This window comes from Actinoplanes xinjiangensis, from assembly GCF_003148685.1.
GTDB lineage: Bacteria > Actinomycetota > Actinomycetes > Mycobacteriales > Micromonosporaceae > Actinoplanes > Actinoplanes xinjiangensis.
Window position 1 is genome coordinate 122,980 of record NZ_QGGR01000024.1, and the last position, 19,223, is coordinate 142,202.

General features: G+C 68.1%; 18 protein-coding genes and 1 pseudogene. 9 read left to right on the plus strand and 10 right to left on the minus strand.

The genetic code is table 11. The features are described 5' to 3' along the window. The first annotated feature begins 263 nt into the window (after positions 1 to 263). The 3 genes from BC793_RS37345 (at position 264) to BC793_RS37355 (ending at position 4,673) form a co-directional block, all read left to right on the plus strand. On the plus strand, positions 264 to 1,253 hold the full coding sequence (locus BC793_RS37345) for a PaaX family transcriptional regulator (protein ID WP_109601244.1): 990 nt from the start codon (positions 264 to 266) through the stop codon (positions 1,251 to 1,253). A gap of 375 nt (positions 1,254 to 1,628) precedes the next feature. Then, complete coding sequence (locus BC793_RS50805; RefSeq protein ID WP_203896500.1) at positions 1,629 to 2,225, plus strand: carbohydrate-binding protein; 597 nt, start codon at positions 1,629 to 1,631, stop codon at positions 2,223 to 2,225. 255 nt (positions 2,226 to 2,480) lie between these two features. Continuing rightward, on the plus strand, positions 2,481 to 4,673 hold the full coding sequence (locus BC793_RS37355) for a carbohydrate-binding protein (RefSeq protein WP_203896499.1): 2,193 nt from the start codon (positions 2,481 to 2,483) through the stop codon (positions 4,671 to 4,673). A 146-nt stretch (positions 4,674 to 4,819) separates the two neighbouring features. Here the strand turns inward: BC793_RS37355 and BC793_RS37360 are convergent, their stop codons facing one another. After that, positions 4,820 to 6,004, minus strand: a complete 1,185-nt coding sequence (locus BC793_RS37360; protein WP_109601246.1) for a PQQ-dependent sugar dehydrogenase — start codon at positions 6,002 to 6,004, stop codon at positions 4,820 to 4,822. A gap of 456 nt (positions 6,005 to 6,460) precedes the next feature. On the opposite strand from BC793_RS37360, the gene BC793_RS51870 reads away from it, so the two are divergent. From BC793_RS51870 to BC793_RS37380, 4 genes are all read left to right on the plus strand, one after another. Continuing rightward, complete coding sequence (locus BC793_RS51870) at positions 6,461 to 7,726, plus strand: carbohydrate-binding protein (protein ID WP_239170493.1); 1,266 nt, start codon at positions 6,461 to 6,463, stop codon at positions 7,724 to 7,726. 4 nt (positions 7,727 to 7,730) lie between these two features. Further along, the gene (locus BC793_RS50815) at positions 7,731 to 8,969 is read left to right on the plus strand and encodes a cellulase family glycosylhydrolase (RefSeq protein ID WP_203896498.1); all 1,239 of its coding nucleotides are present in this window, start codon (positions 7,731 to 7,733) and stop codon (positions 8,967 to 8,969) included. Between the two features lie 326 nt (positions 8,970 to 9,295). Further along, positions 9,296 to 10,099, plus strand: coding sequence for a hypothetical protein (locus tag BC793_RS49180; RefSeq protein WP_146246628.1), 804 nt, complete (start codon positions 9,296 to 9,298; stop codon positions 10,097 to 10,099). A gap of 33 nt (positions 10,100 to 10,132) precedes the next feature. Then, positions 10,133 to 10,375: a hypothetical protein gene (locus BC793_RS37380; RefSeq protein ID WP_109601249.1), complete on the plus strand. Its 243-nt coding sequence runs from the start codon at positions 10,133 to 10,135 to the stop codon at positions 10,373 to 10,375. 309 nt (positions 10,376 to 10,684) lie between these two features. Here the strand turns inward: BC793_RS37380 and BC793_RS37385 are convergent, their stop codons facing one another. The 7 genes and pseudogenes from BC793_RS37385 to BC793_RS37415 form a co-directional block, all read right to left on the minus strand. Next, the gene (locus BC793_RS37385; protein WP_158319494.1) at positions 10,685 to 10,981 is read right to left on the minus strand and encodes a BON domain-containing protein; all 297 of its coding nucleotides are present in this window, start codon (positions 10,979 to 10,981) and stop codon (positions 10,685 to 10,687) included. Positions 10,982 to 11,329: 348 nt separating this feature from the next. Continuing rightward, positions 11,330 to 12,826, minus strand: coding sequence for an alpha/beta hydrolase (locus tag BC793_RS37390; protein ID WP_109601253.1), 1,497 nt, complete (start codon positions 12,824 to 12,826; stop codon positions 11,330 to 11,332). A gap of 2 nt (positions 12,827 to 12,828) precedes the next feature. After that, a complete protein-coding gene (locus BC793_RS37395; protein ID WP_109601255.1) occupies positions 12,829 to 13,047 on the minus strand; it encodes a helix-turn-helix transcriptional regulator in 219 nt (72 codons plus the stop codon). Beyond that, complete coding sequence (locus BC793_RS37400) at positions 13,047 to 13,472, minus strand: hypothetical protein (protein ID WP_146246629.1); 426 nt, start codon at positions 13,470 to 13,472, stop codon at positions 13,047 to 13,049. Before BC793_RS37400 ends, BC793_RS37395 begins: the two co-directional genes overlap by 1 nt. Positions 13,473 to 14,102: 630 nt before the next feature. Beyond that, positions 14,103 to 14,318: a transposase gene (locus BC793_RS50390; RefSeq protein WP_170167319.1), complete on the minus strand. Its 216-nt coding sequence runs from the start codon at positions 14,316 to 14,318 to the stop codon at positions 14,103 to 14,105. 20 nt (positions 14,319 to 14,338) lie between these two features. Continuing rightward, the gene (locus BC793_RS52500; RefSeq protein WP_275416283.1) at positions 14,339 to 14,620 is read right to left on the minus strand and encodes a helix-turn-helix domain-containing protein; all 282 of its coding nucleotides are present in this window, start codon (positions 14,618 to 14,620) and stop codon (positions 14,339 to 14,341) included. Next, positions 14,518 to 14,943: pseudogene (locus BC793_RS37415) on the minus strand (transposase); the annotation flags it as partial. The pseudogene BC793_RS37415 and the gene BC793_RS52500, both read right to left, overlap by 103 nt. Positions 14,944 to 15,334: 391 nt before the next feature. Here BC793_RS37415 and BC793_RS37425 point away from each other — a divergent pair. Together BC793_RS37425 and BC793_RS37430 are read left to right on the plus strand one after the other, a co-directional pair. Next, positions 15,335 to 16,975, plus strand: coding sequence for a methyl-accepting chemotaxis protein (locus BC793_RS37425; RefSeq protein WP_109601258.1), 1,641 nt, complete (start codon positions 15,335 to 15,337; stop codon positions 16,973 to 16,975). A gap of 47 nt (positions 16,976 to 17,022) precedes the next feature. Then, entirely contained in the window at positions 17,023 to 17,277 is a 255-nt protein-coding gene (locus BC793_RS37430; RefSeq protein ID WP_109601260.1) for a hypothetical protein, read from the plus strand. A gap of 8 nt (positions 17,278 to 17,285) precedes the next feature. Here BC793_RS37430 and BC793_RS37435 read toward each other — a convergent pair whose 3' ends face one another. Together BC793_RS37435 and BC793_RS37440 are read right to left on the minus strand one after the other, a co-directional pair. Continuing rightward, positions 17,286 to 17,966 (minus strand): response regulator transcription factor, encoded by a 681-nt coding sequence (locus BC793_RS37435; protein WP_109601262.1) that lies wholly within the window; start codon positions 17,964 to 17,966, stop codon positions 17,286 to 17,288. Next, a complete protein-coding gene (locus BC793_RS37440) occupies positions 17,963 to 19,207 on the minus strand; it encodes a sensor histidine kinase (RefSeq protein ID WP_158319495.1) in 1,245 nt (414 codons plus the stop codon). The genes BC793_RS37435 and BC793_RS37440 overlap by 4 nt, the downstream gene beginning before the upstream one ends. Positions 19,208 to 19,223 lie beyond the last annotated feature (16 nt).

Genomic DNA, 19,223 nt, shown 5'->3' on the forward strand with positions numbered 1-19,223 from the left:
TGACATGAAAACGTCCCGGTGGCTCGCCGAGCGCGGCGCACTGGCCCGGCGCCGGAGCGGTTCCACCATCCTCACGGTTGCCGCGCCGATCCGATGACCGGTTGTTGTCGTACCCCGATGGCCGGGGCCGGGGCCGGGGCCGGCGCAGCGGGACGTGGACGCGTCCGCGCTCCGCACGTAGGCGCGGGGTGAGTGGCCGCCCCACTACGCGTGGACCGTTACAGTCGGTATTGCATCGCTACCCAGCCGCGTCGGAGTGCACAGTGGTCAGTCCGTTCCAGCTCGAGGAGATCTTCCAGGACGTTGCGGACGGGTCGGCGCGGCAGCTGCGCCGACCCGTCCGCGGTTCGCCGCAGGGCATCGCGGTGACTCTGATCGCTGACTACACGTTGCGCAACGACGGCTGGCTACCGGCAACTGCCCTGCTCACCCTGCTCGGTGATTTCGGGGTCACCCATGCCGCCGCGCGCATGGCGATCAGCAGGCTGGTGCGGCGTGGGGTGCTGGACAGCCGTCGGCAGGGCCGGTACAGCTCGTACCAGTTGACCGCGCAGGCCGCCGACGAACTGTCGGTCGGTGGTGTCGGGATCGCTGAATTCGCGGTCGAGCCGGATTCCTGGGACGGGTTCTGGACGTTCGTGACCTTCTCGATGCCGAAGGAGGAGACCACGCGGCGCAGCGCCCTGCGCGTCCGGCTGCGATGGAACGGGTATGCGCCGCTGTATGACGGCGTCTGGGTGTCACCGCAGCCGCTGACCACGCGGGAGCGGGCAGACCTGGCAGCCGTGGCGTCTGGCACGATCACCGTGGTCCGCGCCCAGCACCTGCCGCTGGACACCGAGACCGACCGCAGCCCGGTCGAGGCCTGGGACATCGACGCCATCGCCGAGCACTACGAGGCCTTCATCCGCCAGTGGAGCGCCATGCTGCCCGGGATCACCGACGGCAGCGTCACCGGGGCCGAGGCGGTACGCGCTCGCACCGAGGTGATGGACACCTACCGCCGCTTCCCGACCATCGATCCCCAACTGCCGACCAAGCTCATGCCTCCCGGCTGGCCCCGTGGGCGCGCCCGGGAGGTGTTCGTCGCGGTGTACGACGGCCTGGCCGGCCCGGCGCAGGAGTACGTGCGGGCCGTTGCCGCCGAGGCCGCGAATGGATCCCAGCCCGGCATCCAGGCGCACACCGTGGCTGAGATGCACGCCGGCATCCGGACGATCGAGGAGCGGCGTGGCGCTCGTGTGAGTCGGTAGGCGGCGGCGGTGATACGGAGACGGCGGGCGTCGCGGCTGTCGAGCTGGTCGCCGACGATGTGATGCGGCCTTCGCCGACCGTGCGTGGTTAGACCCGACAGTGGCGGGGCCCGGCGGCTTCGTGATGGATCCCGCCGACGCCGATGCCCTCGCGTATCTGGTCATGGGCACGCTCGGCGTGCAGCAGGCCGGGTGCGAGCGACGGTACTCCACCTGGCCGGCCCCGTGTCCGGCCGGCGGATACCGCTGGTGGTGGACAACGGCGAGCACCTGTTGCCAGGTCCTTGCCGGCCGACCGACTGCTCCCTCGCCAGGAGTCGAGGATCGTCGATTGACAAACTTAGACTCCACCGTAATACTATTTGATATATGTAGATGCGGCGCCCTCGCAACAACATCGCCTACACCGGCACCCCCACCTCGAACATGACCAGTACCACCGCCTCGAACAACTCCTGGAACCTGCCCGTCACCCTCAACGACGCCCAGTTCCAGAGTGTGTCGACGTCCGGCTGGGACGCCCCACGCCAGGCCGACGGCAGCCTGCCCGTGCTGCCTCATCTCCGCCTCGCCCCGAACAGCACCTTGATCGACAAGGGCACCGACGTCGGCCTGCCCCACACCGGCCCGGCACCGGATCTCGGCGCCTTCGAGCAATCCGGCGGCACGGCCCCGACGGGACAACGGTACGAGGCCGAGACCGTTCCGGCGGTGTGCCAGGGCGCCATCGACACCAACAACGCGGGCTATTCCGGCAGCGGCTTCTGCAACGGCAATGCCGCGGTGGGCGCCTATGCCCAGTTCACGGTGAACGCGTCGACGGCTGGTACGGCCATCCTGAGGATCCGGTCGCCAACGGCGCCACCAGTGGCGCCGCACGACCGGCGATCCGGATCCTCAACGGGTCCTCGATCGCCACCGTGCCGTTCCAATCCACCGGCTCCTGGACCACATGGGCCCCCAAGAACCTGAACGTCGCACTCCACCCGGGCAGCAACACCATCCGGGTCGACCCGGCCACAGCCACAGGGCTGCCCAACGTCGACCACCTCGACGTCAACTGAGGACAGGAAAACAGAGCGCGGCACAACTCCAACGAAAGGCAGCGCCATGACCCGTACGTCACCCAAGACATCGAAGTGGGGAGGGCTGGCCGCTGCGGCATTGCTGTTCCTGTCGGTGACAGCATCCGGCCCGGTCGCCGTGGCGGCAAGCACGACCAGTGCGATGCCCACCTCAGCCGCCCCATCGATGGATCTCTACGACCGTGTCTCCCCGTACAGTCCCGCGGACTACACCGCCGACTCCTGGGCCTTGTTCTCGTCGAGCAGGACTACAGCCCATGGCCTGGTCATGGTGCGCGGGCTGAAGGACCTGGTCGCCGACTACAAGACTCGCTCCGCGAGCAGGTACACGAGCGACTCCTGGACGCCGATGGCCAAGGCGCTGGACACCGCGGCCAGCGTCGCCACGAACCCGTCGGCGACAGCGCCGGAAGTCGCCGCCGCGAAGACGGCAATGGTGACCGCCGCCGACAACCTGGTAGCCGCCGACGAAGGAACGTTCCACACCATCACGAACAGCACCTTCTGGAACGACACCAGCGGCAACCCCATCTATTCGCAGGGTGGCGGCGTCTTCAAGTTCGGCGACACCTACTACTGGTACGGCGTGCACTATCGCGGCGCCGAAAGCTACCGGGCGAACCCGACGAAGAAGTACGACAACGAGGTCTCGTTCGTATCGATTCCGGTGTACTCGTCGAAGGACCTGGTGAACTGGAAGTTCGAGAACCGGGTCGCGACACGGTCCACGCCGATCAACAACGGCAACACCCTCGGGCAGGCAGGCTGGGTGGGGCGGCTCGGAGTCTCGTACAACGAGAACACCGGCAAGTACGTGCTCGCCACCCAGGTCTATGTCGGAGGCGGCCACGGGGTGCTGTTCCTCCAGGGCGACTCTCCCACCGACACCTTCGACTACGGCTACCTCCAGACCCAGATCACCAACTCGCCCACGACCGGCACCGGGGACCAGACCGTCTTCACCGACGACAACGGCAAGGACTACCTGATCTTCTCCAACCGCGAAGGACGCTCTCGCGCCTTCGTCAGCAAGTTCAGGGAGTCCGATTCGCTGCGGCTCGAGGCGGGAGTGGAGATCGGTCGTAACTCCTCCGGGCGCGAGGGCAATGCCATGTTCAAACTCGACGGCAAGTATTACCACGCGGCGTCGGACCTGCACGGCTGGAACACCTCGGTCAACTACGTCATGGAGTCCACCAGCAGCAACGTCCAGGGCGCCTACACCGGCGAGTACATCCTGGCCGGCACCGAGATGGACTACAGCCACGTGACCCAGACCGGATTCTTCGTGACGGTCAAGGGCACCAAGCAGAACACGGTGATCTACGCCGGCGACCGCTGGGCCGACTTCGCCTGGAACGGTATCGGCTACAACCAATGGCTGCCGATCACCAAGACCGGCGCCCGGCCCCAGTTCCACTCGATGACCCAGTGGCAGTTCAACGCCACGACCGGTGAGTGGCGGGCCGGGCCGGCGAACAACTATGCCCTGAACCCCAACTTCCAGGCCGACCGCGTCATCGTCTCCCAGGTGCGGGGGTGGACAAACTTCCGCGAGTCCGGACCGAGTTCCATCGTGACCAACGTCAACGGCGGCGCGAACGGGTCTCGCTTCGGACTGCAGATCGGCGCCGGTCAATCCTACGCGGGCGGCGTGCGGCAACAGATCACTGTGCCGGCCGGCACCTACCGGATGTCGCTGTTCGCCAAGACCAGCGGTTCGCTCAGCGCCGCGCAGATGACCGTCACCGACGCCACCGGAAGCTCGCGCACGCTCAACATACCGTCGTCAAGCGGCTGGACCCGGCGAGAACTGACCGGCATCCCGCTGCCCGCCGGTACCGCCACCATCACCATCCGGGCGGCGAGCGGCAACGGCTACCTCACCGTCGACGACCTCGAACTCGTCCGGACGTCCGGTGGCACGCAACCGTCGGGGCAGCGGTATGAAGCCGAGACGGCGCCGGCGGTGTGCCAGGGCACGATCGATGCGAATCACGCGGGTCACTCCGGCAGCGGCTTCTGCAACGGCAACGCCGCGGTGGGTGCCTACGCCGAGTTCACGGTGAACGCGTCGACGGCCGGCACGGCCACGCTCGGGCTCCGGTCCGCCCATGCCGCCAGCGGCGGCACCGCACGGCCGGCGAGTCTGATCGTCAACGGGGCCACGGTCGCCACGGTGCCGTTCGAGCCCACCGGCTCCTGGACGACCTGGGCCACCCACACCCTGAACGTCCCGTTGAACGCGGGCAGCAACACCATCCGTCTGGACCCGCCCACGGCAGCAGGGCTGCCCAACATCGACTACCTCGACGTCAGCACCGCGGGCACCTGACCACGACGCGGGCAGGAGGAGGCATCCGGGCCAGGATGCCTCCTCGCCCACGTACGGCATCGTTCTGTGCCCCGCCGCCCGTCCTTGGTGACCGTTGCCGCCCTCGCCGAGCCGGACCGGCTCCCGGGATCGGATCCACCGTGACGTCAGGCCGGGGGTGTGATGCGGAGCAGGCGGTCGTCGGTGCCGTTCGAGGTGGTGATGTAGAGGGCCCCGCCCGGGCCGCTGCGGACCCCGCGCAGTCGGCCGTAAGCGTCGTTGAGCTCGGTCGGCAACGCCAGGTCGACCACCCGGTCGCCGGCCTCGTCGAGCTGGAACAGCAGGGTCTTCTGCCCGCGCAGCGCGACGACGGCCAGCCTGCCGTTCAGCGGGCCCCACTGCGAACCGGTGATGAACGCGGCCCCGGACGGCGCCTCGGTCGAGGTCTGGCCCGAGGTCCACAGCGGCAGGACCGCGTCGGGGAAGCGTTCCCGGTCGGTCATCGGCACGCTTTCGTCGTACGTCTCGACGGTGCCGCCGCGCGACGGATCCCAGCCGTAGTTGCCGCCGGGCCGGATGCGGTTCATCTCGTCGAACCCGCTCGGTCCGTGCTCGGCGGTGAACACCTGCCCTGAGCCGGGGCGCACGGCGACGCCCTGGACGTTGCGGTGGCCATAGCTGTAGACGCGCCGTTCGTTGGCGTCGGCCGACGACGAGAACGGGTTGTCCGGCAGGCCCTCGCCGGTGCGCAGGTCGATGCGCAGGACCTTCCCGCCCAGGCTGCGCCGGTCCTGCGGGTGCGACGGCCGCGCCACGTCGCCGGTGCCGACCAGCAGCGCGCCGTCCGCGGCGATCGTCGGCCGACAGCCCGAGTGCCGGCCGGTACTGATCGGCAGCCCGGTCAACAGGTCACGTACCCGGGTGGCGCTCGCCGCGTCCGGGGACAGCCGCCAGGTGACCAGGCGCACGTCCACCGGCCGACGGCCTTCCTGGCGGGTCTGGCAGGTGGTGAACTCCCGAGTCCGGGCGAAGTCCGGGTGGACCACCAGGCCCATCAGGCCCCCCTCGCCGCCGACGGACACATCGGTGAGGTCGGCCCGCACCTCGCTCGCCGTGCCGCCGTCGACGAGCCGGAACCGGGCAGGCCGTTCGGTCAGCAGGATGCGGCCGTCCGGCAGGAAGCCGAGGTCCCAGGGGTGCTCCAGTCCCGCCACGACGGTCGCCACAGCCAGACCTTCACTCTGGGGCCGGGTGGTCACGTCGGCGGCTTCCGGCGTGCCGCCGTTACAACCGGCGACGAGGCCGGCCGCCAGAACTGTGGCCAGTGTCCGGTGCCGGCGCACGAGCGCCATGACGTCCTCCAGGTTTCGAGAGCGCGTGCCATCAGGGTCCGCCGAGCTGCGAGGTCACCGTCGGCCCGGCATGGGTGACGTGGAGAACGTACTGCCCGGATGCGTTGTGGCACCTCGCGGGTCCGGAACCCCAACCAGGCCACCACCGTCGCGACTCATGGACCGACTTATTACGTCGACGTACGTCGATTGACATGCTTGATTGCCGTCGTCACACTGATTGTTATAGACAGAGGCGACGGCCTGATCCGGGAACTCAAGACGCTGAACTCGTCGGTGGTGGCCTCGCTCGTGGCAGGTTCGTGCGCCTTCACCGGCTCGCGTCTTGTCAGCCCACGTCCGCCCGGCTCTGGCTGCCGCCCTCCGGGTCACCGGTTGGTGCCGTCAGCGGCTGTGGCCGCGCAGCGCCCCACCCAGAAGCGCTCACAACACCGATCGCAAGGAGTCATCGTGTCGATGAAACGACGGACGTTCCTCCAGGCGGGGGCTGCGGCCGCCGGAGGCGCGGCCCTGCTCAACGCCTGGCCGGCGAACGCCTCAGCTGCCGCCCTCGGTCCCGCGCCGAGCACACCGTTCGCGGTGGGGGTGCGCCGGTACGACTGGAGGCGGGGCAGCCGCCCGTGCACCACCTACGTCTACTACCCGGCTACCGGGAACCCGGGTGGCAACCCGGTCTCCAACGCCGCAGTCGCCGCCGGGATGTTCCCGATCTACAACTTCACCCATGGGTACGGCAGCAGCCCGCAGAACTCGCTGTTCATCATCCGGGCGCTCGCCGCCGCCGGGTTCATCGTCCCGGCCCCGCATTTCCAGCACGACTTCAACGACGTCAACAACGGCAACACCTCTCGGGACGTCTCGGAAGTCCTCACCCAGACCCTCGCGCTGAACGGCACCGGACCCCTCTCAGGTCACATCGATACAGCGGTCGGTGTCGGGGTGTCGGGCCACTCCCTGGGCGGCATGGTCACCCACGGGCTGCTGACCTCCTGGCCGGACAGCCGGATCATCTCGGCCAACCCGCAGTCCTGCGTCGACATGGGCAACCCGAGCAGCGCGGTCAAGGCCAAGGTCTTGTTCGTCCACGGCGACCAGGATCCCACCACGAGCTACAACTCCGCCCGGCAGGCCTACGCCGAACTGCCCCCGGCCAAGGCGTTCCTCACCTTCCTCGGCGGGAGCCACACCAGCTTCTGGAGTGACAACCGATTCCCCACCACCGTCGTGGACTGGGCGCGCTGGACCATGTACGGCGACACCGCCGCCCGCGACCGCCTGCCCGGCGACGCGACGTCCGCCAGGACCAGATGGGAGTTCGTGCCCGGTTCGGATGGCCCGGCGGGGCAGCGGTACGAGGCGGAGAACTCGCCGGCAGTGTGCCAGGGCACCATCGACTCCAACCACGCCGGCTACTCCGGCAGCGGATTCTGCAACGGCACCAGCGCGGTCGGTGCCTATTCCGAACTCACCGTGACCGCAGTGGCGGCGGGCACGGCCACGCTCGGAGTCCGGTTCGCCAACGGCACCGGTGCCGCACGCCCGGCCAGCCTGGTCGTCAATGGATCCACGGTGGCGACGGTGTCCTTCGAGAGCACCGGCACGTGGACGGCATGGTCGACCAAGACGCTGACCGCAGCGCTGAACACCGGCAGCAACACCGTCCGGCTGGTTTCCACCACGGCAGCCGGTCTACCGAACGTCGACTTCATCGACGTCCGGTAGACCGGTGGACAGCTACGCCACGGTCCGGGCCAAGGCGGACGCCGTCTACCACGGGTTCGCTAGCCAGCTCGGCGTCAACACCGTCCGGTTGCCGGTCAACACCCACACCGTCGGTTCGTCGTGGTGGAACGCCTACCGCGGCACCATCGACGCCGCTGCCGCCCGAGGATTCAACGTCATCCTCGCCTACTGGGAGGACGGCGCGGCGTCCGACGGCCGGATCACCGACATGGCCGCGTTCGACTCGATGTGGAACACCGTGACCGCCCAGTACGGCGCCGACAGCCGGGTCTATTTCGAGCCGATGAACGAACCGCACGGCTACAGCGCCTCCGCATGGACGAATCTCGCCGCCTCGTGGATCAACGCCCGCCCGTCGATCCCGAGAGCCCGGATCCTGCTCGGCGGCACCGGATACAGCCAGGACATCAGGCCGGTCTGCGCCGACAGCCGCCTCAACGGCACCCTACTGTCCTACCACCACTACGCATTCTTCTACGGCACGAAGGACTACGCGGGCTGGACCCAGAGCTTCCGGGAGCGGCTCGGCGACTGCGCCTCGCGGGCGATCCTGACCGAGTTCGGTGCGCCGATGGACACCGGCCTGAACTACAACAACGCGACCAGCACCGACAACTTCGTCCGGTACCTCCGCGCGGACACCGATTCCCTGCGCGACCTGCGTATGGGCTCGGTCTACTGGCCCGCACTTGGCGGAAAGATCACCGCCGGACAGAACTACGACTGGTACTCCATGTTCGCGCTCAACGGCAGCGGCACCAACCTGAGCGTGAGCATCCGCAACTCCACCGGCGCCGACCGCATCAAGCACGGCTGGGGCACCAGCGGCCCGACCACCCCGCCGAAACGGTACGAGGCCGAAAGCACCCCGGCAGTGTGCACCGGCTCCATCGACTCCAACTGGTCGGGATACTCAGGCACCGGCTTCTGCAACGGCGACAACACCACCACCGCGTACGCCCACTTCACCATCGACGCCCCGAGCGCGGGTACGGCCACGGTCGGAATCCGGTTCGCCAACGGCGCGTCCGGAGCGCGGGCCGCGGACCTACTGGTGAACGGCGCGACGGCACAGGCTGTCTCATTCGACAGCACAGGGCCCTGGACCGGCTGGACCACGAAGACGCTGGTGCTGCCGGTACACGCGGGTGGCAACACGATCCGGCTGACGCCCACCACGGCCAACGGTTTGCCCAACCTCGACTACCTGGACGTGAGGTAGAGCGGCCCGCTGCGCCACCGCAGCGCGATGTTCGTCCCGTTCCCCAGAGGGGATCCCTCATGTTCCTGCGACACAGACTGACAGCGGCGCGGCGAATGTTCACCGTCGCCGGAGCTGCCCTACTCGCGTCGGCCGTAGGCACTGTTGTCCCCGCCAGGGAGCACGGCTCAGCAATCGAACGGGCCGGAGCCGCGATCCACAAGGGTCCGACCGGGCTCACAGCCATGACGCTGCCGTGACATAGCGTTACAGCCAGGGCGCAGGATTACTGCAGGGCCGACCGAATGGGGGAGTGCCATGCGTGGTCGCCGCTCTACACTCCGCCCGTGTCCGTTCGTACCGCCCGACTGCTAGCCGTTCCCTTCGTGGTACTCGCCTTCGTGCTCCGCCTTGCCGAAGTGCTGTGGTTTCGGCCGCTCCTGTGGCGGCTGGACTCCTTCTCGCTTCATGCTGCCCTCGGCTTGGCGGCCATTGGTGCAGCGTTGGCCGGTCCACTTGGCGCATATTTCCTGCTTACCAGGCGGGTACGGAGCCAACCGGCAACGTGGCACCTCGACCCTGGCGCACGTTCCTTCTCCGTCGGACCGTCTCATGCAACCGGCTACCGGGCTGTCTTCATCGGCTGGGCGGCTGCTGGACTGATCCTCGTCGAGCGAGTGCCCTTCCAAGAGCATATGCGGATCGCCGACGAAGTCGCGCCGAGCGCTTTGACAGTGCCGCTGGCGGTACTGGCGCTACTCCTCGCTATCGCCTTCATCATGGCGGACCGGCGCTCTGTGACGCTGGACGAGGATGGAGTGACGCTGCAGGGATGGCTTCGGCGAGCCCGTATCCGTTGGGTGGATCCCATGCCGTGGCAGCTCACGGTCCATGCCAGACGCGGTTCGAGCAAGCTGATCATCGAACAGTCCCGCACCTCGACCTCTGGGTCAGCCCAGCCACGATGGATACGCATTCCCGCGCAGTGGATGCACATTGAACCAGGATTCCTGGCTTTCACACTCTCCTACTACATCGGCGCTCCGGGTTCAAGGCACGGCATCGGCACCGAAGCGGAATTGAAGACGCTGATAGCCGCGCACCATGGCGTCACATCGTCAGCTAATCAGGTTCATCACAGTGCCGGGTGACGGAGGGTTCCTCCACACGAGCCGGAAGTCGCAATGGTGAACCCGCAGCGCGACCGCACCAAGCGGATAGTCGGCCTGACGTTCACGCTGGTACTGGCTGCCCTTCTGTTGCCGGAAGTCATCATCGAGGACGGTGGCTGGCGAGCATGGCTCGGCACTCTCGCCACCGTCGGATTGTTGGCGGATCTCGTTGATGAGATTCGGATCGTCCGCCGACGGAGAAAAGCCGCCACACAACAGCAATCCGCTCAGACGACCCCCGTCTGGCTGCCGTGACCGCCGGTCCTGTGATGAGGCGGAACAAGAAGCTCCCGCAGCCGCGGGCGCCGGCGTGAGCCCGACGGATGCTGATTCTGGCAGGCTGGTCTGGCGCTCAGCGTTGCGGGCCACGCTGCTGGGAGATCGAGCGAGGCCGCGGCCGGGTGGGTGTGAGAGGGTGCCGGCGGAGCCGGGTGGAGAACAGCCACCATCCGAGCCAGACGCGCTGGCGGGGTGCGCAGGCGGGACGCGGTGTCGCTGGCCTGACGGTGTCGGCCGTCCGGTCGGCTGAGATGCCGCAGGTGGTGGGGTCGCCGGGACCGGCCGTCACGGGGCGCCGGGCACGGACCAGACCCGGTCGGTCACGGCCGCGCGGGTGTCGTCGTCCTCAACGTGGCCGTCGAGGATGACGACGCCGTTCTGCACTTGCAGGTCCAGCAGCCCGCCCGTCACCGCCGCGTCGCCGAGCAGGGCGTCGGCGACCGCGTTGAGCAGCTGCCGGTCCGCGTCCAGCACGCTACGGGACGGATGCCGCCTCTTCGTGGCGTCGGGTGTGCTCGCGGCTGCGGCCGTACCACGGAAGGCCGTTGCGTGGTACCAGTCGGTGAACCACCAGAAAGGCATGGCGACTCCTGAGGTTGAGGCATTCGATCCGCCGGTGCACATGCTCCTGACGGGTACAGAGTGTTCGCCGTGGGCTTGGCGGATCGGTCGCGGTCGTATGACGACACGATGACGAACCCGTCCCGTCCCGGTGGCCGCCGCCGGCACAGCGCATGTGTCGGGCTCCTTGACGGCAGCGTGACGATTGCCCGGCAGCCGGTGTGATTCCGTTCAGTGCGTGTATCAGCCCAGGGGAGCCGCTACGGCGTGTCGCTGATCGATGGCCGGCGAGGTCTCCGGTAGACGCCTTGACGACCAAGGAAAACCGGAGACCAGGGGGAGGCATCGTGACTACGGGCCAGTGCAGCATCAGGCCGGGCAGACCTGATCGCTGGGTAGGTGTCGGGTGTCGGTGACGAGATAGTCGAGTGCGATCGTCGTGGCGCATTCCTGGTGTCCGATCGCGCCGTGCCCGCCGAAGTCGGCGGTGATCAGGGCGGCTCGCTTACCGAACGCCCGGCGCATCCCGAGGCCGCTTTCCCATGGCGTGGCGGGGTCACGCCGGTTCTGTACCACGAGGATGTTTCGTGGGCCACGGTCGTGGACCTGCACCGGATCTTGCAGGGGCGTCGGCCAGAACGCACACGGGGTGATGTTCGCCGACCGGCCCGCGTCGTCGGGGAACCGTTGACGGTCCTCGCGGACCATGGCTTGATAGAACCGCACGTCACGCGGCCATGGCGCGTCGCCGCAGGTGACGGCGTACTCGACGGCTATGTTGTTGTCGGGTGGCATGGTCGGTGCCGTGTCGACGGTCGCCCGGTGCTTGTCGGGGCCGGCTGAGACGGTTGCCGTCGGTACGGCGGGGAGGGTGGCCAACGCCGCCCAGAGGTCGGCGATGGGCGGGAACATACGGTCGGCCGGTTCCTTGAGCGCGTCAAGGGTGTAGCGCCTCAACCGGTTGCCGTCGACGTCATCGAGTGGGTGCGCGTCGAGCTTGGCGGTGATCGACCGGTACCGACGGTGCACCTCTCGCGGCGTGCGGCCCAGTCCGTAGAGGTCGTGGCGGGCGGCGATCCAGGTGGTGAGATCGGGGAGCCGTTCGGCCAGCCCCTGTCCGCCCAGCCGCATGAAGTCGTACCAGGTTCGGCGCGGGTCGATGGCGCTGTCGAGCACGACCCGGTCGGTGCGGTCGGGGAACATGGAGGCGTACGCGGCACCCAGGTAGGTGCCGTACGACAGCCCGTATAGCGAGATCCGTCGTTCGCCGAGGGCGGTCCGGATACGGTCCAGGTCGCGGGCCGTGTTGGCGGTGGTCACGTGCCGGATGACGGGACCGCTGTGGCGGATGCAGGCCTCGGCGGTGCGGCGCGAGTAGGTCGCCATCGCCTCGATCGACCCGTCCGGTGCCGGATAGCGGGGTCCCCGGTCGTGCTGCCCGAGTCCGCAGGTGATCGGGGTGCTGTAGCGGATACCCCGCGCGTCGAATCCGACGAGGTCGTACCGGTCGCGCAATGCGGGCGGCTGGCCGTCACCGTGGTAGCCGGTTGGCCATTGCAGGCCCCCGTTACCCGGGCCGCCCGGCAGCAGGACCAGGGCGCCGAGCCGCCGGGCCGGGCTGGCGGCTGTGATGCGCGACATCTTGATCGTGATCTGTGTGCCGCGCGGTTGCCGATAGTCCAGAGGTACCTGGATGTCGGCGCACCTCTGGCGTGGATGCGGCTTCAGTTCGGCGGGACAGTCGCCCCACACCGGACCGGAGCGGTCAGCAGGACCGTTGCTCGGGTGTTCTACGGCGTGAGCGGCGGGGCCCAGTGCCAGAGTGGTCAGGGCGGTTGCCGCCGCGATGCAGGTGTGCAGAGTCATGGTCACTCCTCGTCTGCCAGGTAGAACAGCTCCTCGACCCGGGTGTGAAGAGCGCGGGCAAGTTTGAGTGCGAGCACGGTCGACGGGACGAACTTGCCGGTCTCGACCGTGTTGATGGTCTTGCGGGTGACCCCCACCAGGTCGGCGAGCTGTTCCTGGGTGAGGTCATGGCGGGCGCGTTCCACCTTGATGCGATTGCGCAGCGGATGGGCGGCGCCCATCACGCCTCCCTGTTGAACCACAGCCGCGCCGCGCCGTACACCACCAGGGCCGCCGCGACAGTGAACTTGGCCTGGGCCGCCGACGGCGTCTCCACCTGGAAGAAGTACGGGAGCTGCACGGCGAGGACACCCGCCAGTGCGGCAGCCAGCGACCGCAGGTGAGTGTCGACTGTGCGCTCGTCCTCCACCACCGCACCGTGGCGTTTGAGGCGACGTTTCGCCCAGGCGGCCACCGCCAGAGCCGGCACAGCCAGCAGGAACGAGCAAAGGTAGACCAGTTCAAGCCAGTACGGCCAGCCCGCCGATTGCCGGGCGTCGTTCGCGCCCGTGGCCGCCAGATTCACGGCGGCTGCGGCGCCCCAGACGAACAGTGCCACATCGAACAACCGGCGAGTACGGGCGGATGCCAGCGAAGCAGACGCCATGACAACCCCTTCATGGGTAACGGGCGATGGTGTCAAGTAACCTCAACTACTCAAAAAGGTACCTCTCCTACTCGCACTGATACCTAGAGGTTACATCTGCGGTTGTAGGCTGTATACCGTTCCGTTGCCCGTGCGTCGTCCTTACTCATTTGGGGTTGTTACTCGTCAACAGGTTCAGTCTGGCCGCGCGGCGGTAGCAGATGACAGCGCAAGCCAGGCGCAGGAATCCGCGGAAGTGGGAAGCCTTGCGGTCGTAGCGGCGGACCAGACGCCGGAACCGGGTGACCCCACTCCAGGTAGCGCTCAATGACGTTGCGATGCCGGCCGAGCCGGGTCGAGGACTCGATGCCCTTACGCGCGATCCGGGTCTTGATCCCGCGCTGCGTCAAAGCTTGGCGGCAGGCCCGATAGTCGTATCCCTTGTCGCCGTGCAACTTCGCGGGCTGCTTCCGGGGCCGGCTGGCCGGCCGGCTGACGCACGGGCGTGACGCCGTCGACCACATCCTCCAGCACCTTTGTGGTCGTTGACGTCTGCAGCCGAGATGTCGGCGTGCAGCGGAAGCCCGTTCCGGTCACTGATCGCGTGCACCTTGGAGCCGGGCTTACCGCGGTCTACCGGCCTCGGCCCGGTCAGGTCCCCCCTTTTGCCGCCCGCATGTGCATGGCGTCGATGCTGGCCCGCGACCAGTCGATCTGCTCAGCAGCGCCGAGCACATCAAGCGTGGCCCGGTGCAGCGCTTCCATCACCCCTGGTTCGACCCACTCCGTGAACCGGCGGTGCGTGCTGGCCGACGAGATCGGGAACGACTCCGGCAACTCGTTCCAGGCGCAGCCGGAGTCGAGCACGTACAGAATCGCCGCAAGCGCTACAGATCGTCGAGCAGCTTGGACAGTGACCAGGTGGAGAACGGCCGGCCGAGGAATCGGGGGTCACACCGGGCGATCACGCAGATCCAGTCACGGGTCTGCTCACTGATCTTGTTCGGCGTGCCCCCTCTCCATTTTGGGTCCAGCGCGTCGAACCCCCGCTTGTTGAACGCATGGATCACGTCACGGACGTAGTCCTCGGTGGCCTTGAGCAGGTACGCGATGTCCGGGACCGGTTGGCCTGGCCGGACATCAAAAGCCCGAAACGACTCAGAACCGATGGATTACACGGCCAACGTTCAAAGACGAGGCAGTAGACGATGTCGGACAGGCGGCGTTTCAACGCTCGCATCGCTTCCATCGAGGTCTTGCCGTCGGAGAGTTTGTGCCGGTAGTAGCGGCGGCCTTCGGTGTCACGGCGTAGTTGGAACACGGCCATGATGTGCAGGGCCCGGTTGATGCGCCGGTTCCCGGCACGCGACAGCCGGTGGCGGTTCTGGTCGCCGGAGGACGCGTCGATGGGTGCGGTGCCGTTCCAGGAGGCGAAGTGGGCGCGGCTGGCGAATCGGGCGATGTCACCGATGTCGCCGATCAGCCGGGCGGCGCCGGACGGGCCGAGCCGGCATGGGTGGTGTGGCCATGGGCGTCGCGGGAGAAGTCGCGGTCGGCTACGTCGCCGGTGAGGTCATCGACGAGGTCTTCGACGACTACGACGAAGAGGAAGCCGAGGATTAGGCCGTCCTGATGACGGTGCGGGCCTACGGCACCGTCATCACGGCGCGCCGGCACGAGCGTGGTGCCCACAGACCCGTCCGGCCGAGTGACGTGTACCGGACGCAAGCCCTCTGAGCGAGTCTCCCGGGTCAGACCGGTCCGGCATGACGAAGGCGCTCAGTGGTTGCCATCCGGTTGCCGATACTCCCATCAGGGGCATCCGGCTCGAAAGAGGTGGTCGTCCCCAGGAAGCCGGGTTCTTTCCTGGAGAGGACGTTCCGATGAGGCAGACACACGCCGCGGCGATACCGGTCATCCCGCCTGCCGGTGGACGGTCGAGTTGGCTTGCCGACCTGAGCGTGCGGACCAGGATCCTCGGGGCGGTGACGATCGCCGCGGTGGTGGCGGTGGTGGCGGGCCTTCTCGGTGTGCAGGCGGCCAGCGCGGCCAGCGCGTCCGCTCAGAAGATCTACGACCAGAACGTGGCCAGCATCCTGGCCCTCAGCGATCTGCGGTCCGCGGTGCTGCAGGCACGCTTGACGGTCGTGAACCATGCGGTGTCCCGGGACCAGCAGACCAAGAGCAGGTACGAGCAGGCTCTGGCCGGTGACCTGCAGGCGATCGAGAAGGCCTTCGCCGACTACCGCGCAGGGCACCCCGCTGTGAACACGGAAGCCGTCGACGAACTCTTCGCCGACTACGAGGCCTACGCGCAGCTCGCCCGGGACAAGCTGCTGCCCGCCAGCGGCCGCAACGACATCACGACGTGGCAGCGCGTCCGGGACGCCGAGCTCACCCCGTTGATGAACGAGGCGATGCAGGACCTCGTCGACATGGATACCACCGAAGCGGCCGCGGCCTCCCACAACGCGGCCGACGCCAAATCGGCGTACGAGTCACGCAGGACCACCACACTGGTCCTGCTGACCGTAGGTTCCCTGCTGGCCCTCGGCGCCGGCTTCTTCGTCGCCCACGGCATCGTCACCTCGCTGCGCAGAGTCGAGTCGGTGTGCGACAGCCTCGCCGGCGGCGATCTGACCCACACCGCTGGACTCACCAGCCGCGACGAGCCGGGAAGAATGGCCCGCGCCCTGGACACCGCGGTGATCAACCTGCGCAGCACGGTGACCACCATCGGCGGCTCCGCGGTCGCCCTGGCCACCGCCGCGGAACAACTCTCCACGGTCAGCGCCCAGCTGCAGTCCGGCGCGGCCGACACCGCAGCCCGTGCCAGCACCGCATCCCACGGCTCCGAACAGGTCAACACCGGCGTGCAGAGCATCGCCGCCGGGGCCGAGCAGATGAGCGCCTCGATCACCGAGATCGCCAGCAACGCCGGACGGGCGGCACAGGTCGCCCAGCAGGCCATGGCCGTCGCTCAGCGCACCACCGACCAGGTCGCCCAACTCGGCACGGCCAGCGCGGAGATCGGCGACGTTGTCCGGCTCATCACCACCATCGCGGAACAGACCAACCTCCTCGCGCTCAACGCCACCATCGAGGCCGCCCGCGCCGGCGAACTCGGCAAGGGCTTCGCGGTCGTGGCCGGTGAGGTCAAGGAGCTCGCTCAGCAGACCGCCAAAGCGACCGAGGAGATCACCTCCCGGATCGCCGCGATCCAGGCGTCCAGTGGCAGTGCCGCCCACGCCATCGAGGAGATCACGGACGTGATCCAGCAGATCAGCGACTACACCACCACCATCGCCTCGGCTGTGGAGGAGCAGACGGCCACTACCGCCGAGATGAGCCGCTCGGTCGCCGACGCCGCCGCCAACAGTGGTGAGGTGGCGGGCATCATCTCCGGGGTCGCCGAGGTCGCCAACACCACCGCCACCGGTGCGACCACCACCCAGCAGGCCGCCGGTGACCTCACCCGCCTGTCCGGCGAGCTGACGAGCCTGGTCAACGGATTCCGTCACTGAACCGGGTGCATCGATCGAGGCCCGATGGAACCGACGGGAGCTCTTTGGTGACCTCTGATCCCACCGCGACCAACGACGACAGCATCCGGGACCTGGTCAATCTTCTGCTGGATCGCGCGGTCATGGTGACTCACGCTCTGCATCGGTTGCACGCCTTCACCGAGATCCACCCTGACGGCGACCCCGGCGCACACGCCGACGTCGAGCAGGCCATCGCCGCCATGACGGGAGTCCGTGCCCGGCTCATCCACAACGCGAACCACCTGACCCGACTGCTCGGCACGCCGCCTGTTCGCCGTTGAGGCGAGTGTCAGGTGCCCTGCGCGGATGACTCGAGATAGCGCAGCACGGCGAGGACCCTGCGGTTGTGGTCCTGCTCGTCGTGTGCGAGATCAAGTTTGGCGAAGATGCTGCGAATGTGTTTCTCCACGGAGCGCGGGGCCACGAACAACCGCTCGGCGATGGCGTTGTTGGTCAGCCCTTGCGCCATCTGGCCGAGGACCTCGTACTCCCGACTGGAGAGGCGCTCGGCGACGGCGTTCGTGCGGACCCGGCTTCGGGTGACCAGTTGCTGAACGACCTCGGGGTCGAGGGCACTGCCTCCGGCGAGGACCCGGTGCACCGCGTCCACGAAGTCGTCGATGTCCGGCACCCGGTCCTTGAGCAGGTAACCGATGCTGTGGGTGCCACGGCTGAGGAGTTCGGTGGCGTATTTCTCGTCGACCCACTGGGACAGGACCAGAACCCCGATGTGCGGGTAGGCCTCGCGGATCCGCAGGGCCGCATGGATCCCCTCGTCGGTGAAGGTCGGCGGCATCCGCACGTCGACGATCGCCAGATCGGGCTGGTGCTCCTCGATAGCGGCGAGCAGGGCGGCGACGTCGCCCACTTCCGCGACCACGTCGATCCCCTCATCTTCCAGCAGCCGGGCGATCCCGCTGCGAAGCAGCACGGAGTCGTCGGCGATGGCTATACGGGGCCGTTTCGTCATGCGTGCCACGGAATGATTGCTTTCACCTCGGTTGGGCCGCCCAGCGGACTCTCCAAGCAAAAGATCCCGTCCACCGCGCGGACCCGGTCTGTCAGGCCGGCGAGACCACCGCCGGGTGTGATCTCTGCTCCGCCCGTGCCCTCGTCGATGACATGGACCTGGAGTCGGTCACCGGTCGCGTCCGTTGTCCGGGCGAGCCGAATGGTGACGGGTGCGGCACCGGCGTGCTTGGCCGCGTTGGTCAGCGCTTCGGAGATGACATAGTAGCCCAGCGCCTCGATCCGCTGGGACGGACGTTCGTCGAGGTCGATGTCGAGTTCCACAGGGCAGGGATGGCGTCCGGCGGTGGCGGCGACCGCGGCGACCAGGCCCCGGTCCGTCAGGACCGGCGGGTGCGCCCCGCGGGCGATGTCCCGCAGTTCCTGCACTGCGGCCCGGGCCTCCGTCTGGGCGGTGTCGAGCAGCCGGCGGACCTTCTCCTTGTCGCTGTCGCCGATCCGTCTGGCCCGGCTGACCGCTAGGGCGACGGCGAGTAGCCGCTGCTGCGCGCCGTCGTGCAGGTTGCGCTCGATCCGGGCGCGTTCTTGCGCCGCCGCGTCGATCATCGCCGTGCGACTGGACTCCAGGGTGGCGATGCGGCGCCGCAGGCGCAAGGTATTGCCCTCACCCTGAAACCACCGGCCGGCCGCGGCCTCGGCCCGGACCGCCCACCCGGCGAGGTGCAGCGTCCCCGTGGCGAGGAGCAGCCCGATCGGTACGCCGAACGCGGACGCGCCGTAGCTGATGGGGAATCCGCCGATGTTGGCGTAGTCGATCGGGATCATCGTGGCGATCCACGGCAGGTTGACCAGCAGGAACGACAGCAGGAGCAGGGTGGCCACCAGGCTGCCGGCGCCGAGCGACCAGAAGGCCAGCGCTGTGCTGTGTCCCAGGGTGCGCCAGGCCCGGCCGTCGATCAGACCGCGCCAGCCCGGCGAGCTGCCCGGAGTGGGAATCGCCGCCCCGGCGAGCTTGACGACTTGCCGTTCGACGTGGATCACCCCGCGGGCGGTGAACGTCGCCAGTGGGATGAGGGGAATCCCGGCGAGAAAGATCGCTATGCCGGCGACCCCGGTGATCATGAGGATCAGTGGCAGGAAGTAGAGCGGTGTCAGCAACAGCGAGAGCGTGGTCGACAGGCTCGCCCCCCATCGCGCACGGCGCAGCAGAAACGGTCGCCGCTCCCCGGTCCAATTCGGCATCGTCACTCCATCTCCC

Coding starts and splice junctions, on each gene's coding strand:
- BC793_RS50805 (WP_203896500.1), top strand. CDS start 1,629: ATGCGGCGCCCTCGCAACAACATCGCCTACACCGGCACCCCCACCTCG.
- BC793_RS37355 (WP_203896499.1), top strand. CDS start 2,481: ATGCCCACCTCAGCCGCCCCATCGATGGATCTCTACGACCGTGTCTCC.
- BC793_RS37360 (WP_109601246.1), bottom strand. CDS start 6,004: ATGGCGCTCGTGCGCCGGCACCGGACACTGGCCACAGTTCTGGCGGCC.
- BC793_RS51870 (WP_239170493.1), top strand. CDS start 6,461: ATGAAACGACGGACGTTCCTCCAGGCGGGGGCTGCGGCCGCCGGAGGC.
- BC793_RS37380 (WP_109601249.1), top strand. CDS start 10,133: ATGGTGAACCCGCAGCGCGACCGCACCAAGCGGATAGTCGGCCTGACG.
- BC793_RS37385 (WP_158319494.1), bottom strand. CDS start 10,981: ATGCCTTTCTGGTGGTTCACCGACTGGTACCACGCAACGGCCTTCCGT.
- BC793_RS37390 (WP_109601253.1), bottom strand. CDS start 12,826: ATGACTCTGCACACCTGCATCGCGGCGGCAACCGCCCTGACCACTCTG.
- BC793_RS37395 (WP_109601255.1), bottom strand. CDS start 13,047: ATGGGCGCCGCCCATCCGCTGCGCAATCGCATCAAGGTGGAACGCGCC.
- BC793_RS37400 (WP_146246629.1), bottom strand. CDS start 13,472: ATGGCGTCTGCTTCGCTGGCATCCGCCCGTACTCGCCGGTTGTTCGAT.
- BC793_RS37425 (WP_109601258.1), top strand. CDS start 15,335: ATGAGGCAGACACACGCCGCGGCGATACCGGTCATCCCGCCTGCCGGT.
- BC793_RS37435 (WP_109601262.1), bottom strand. CDS start 17,966: ATGACGAAACGGCCCCGTATAGCCATCGCCGACGACTCCGTGCTGCTT.
- BC793_RS37440 (WP_158319495.1), bottom strand. CDS start 19,207: ATGCCGAATTGGACCGGGGAGCGGCGACCGTTTCTGCTGCGCCGTGCG.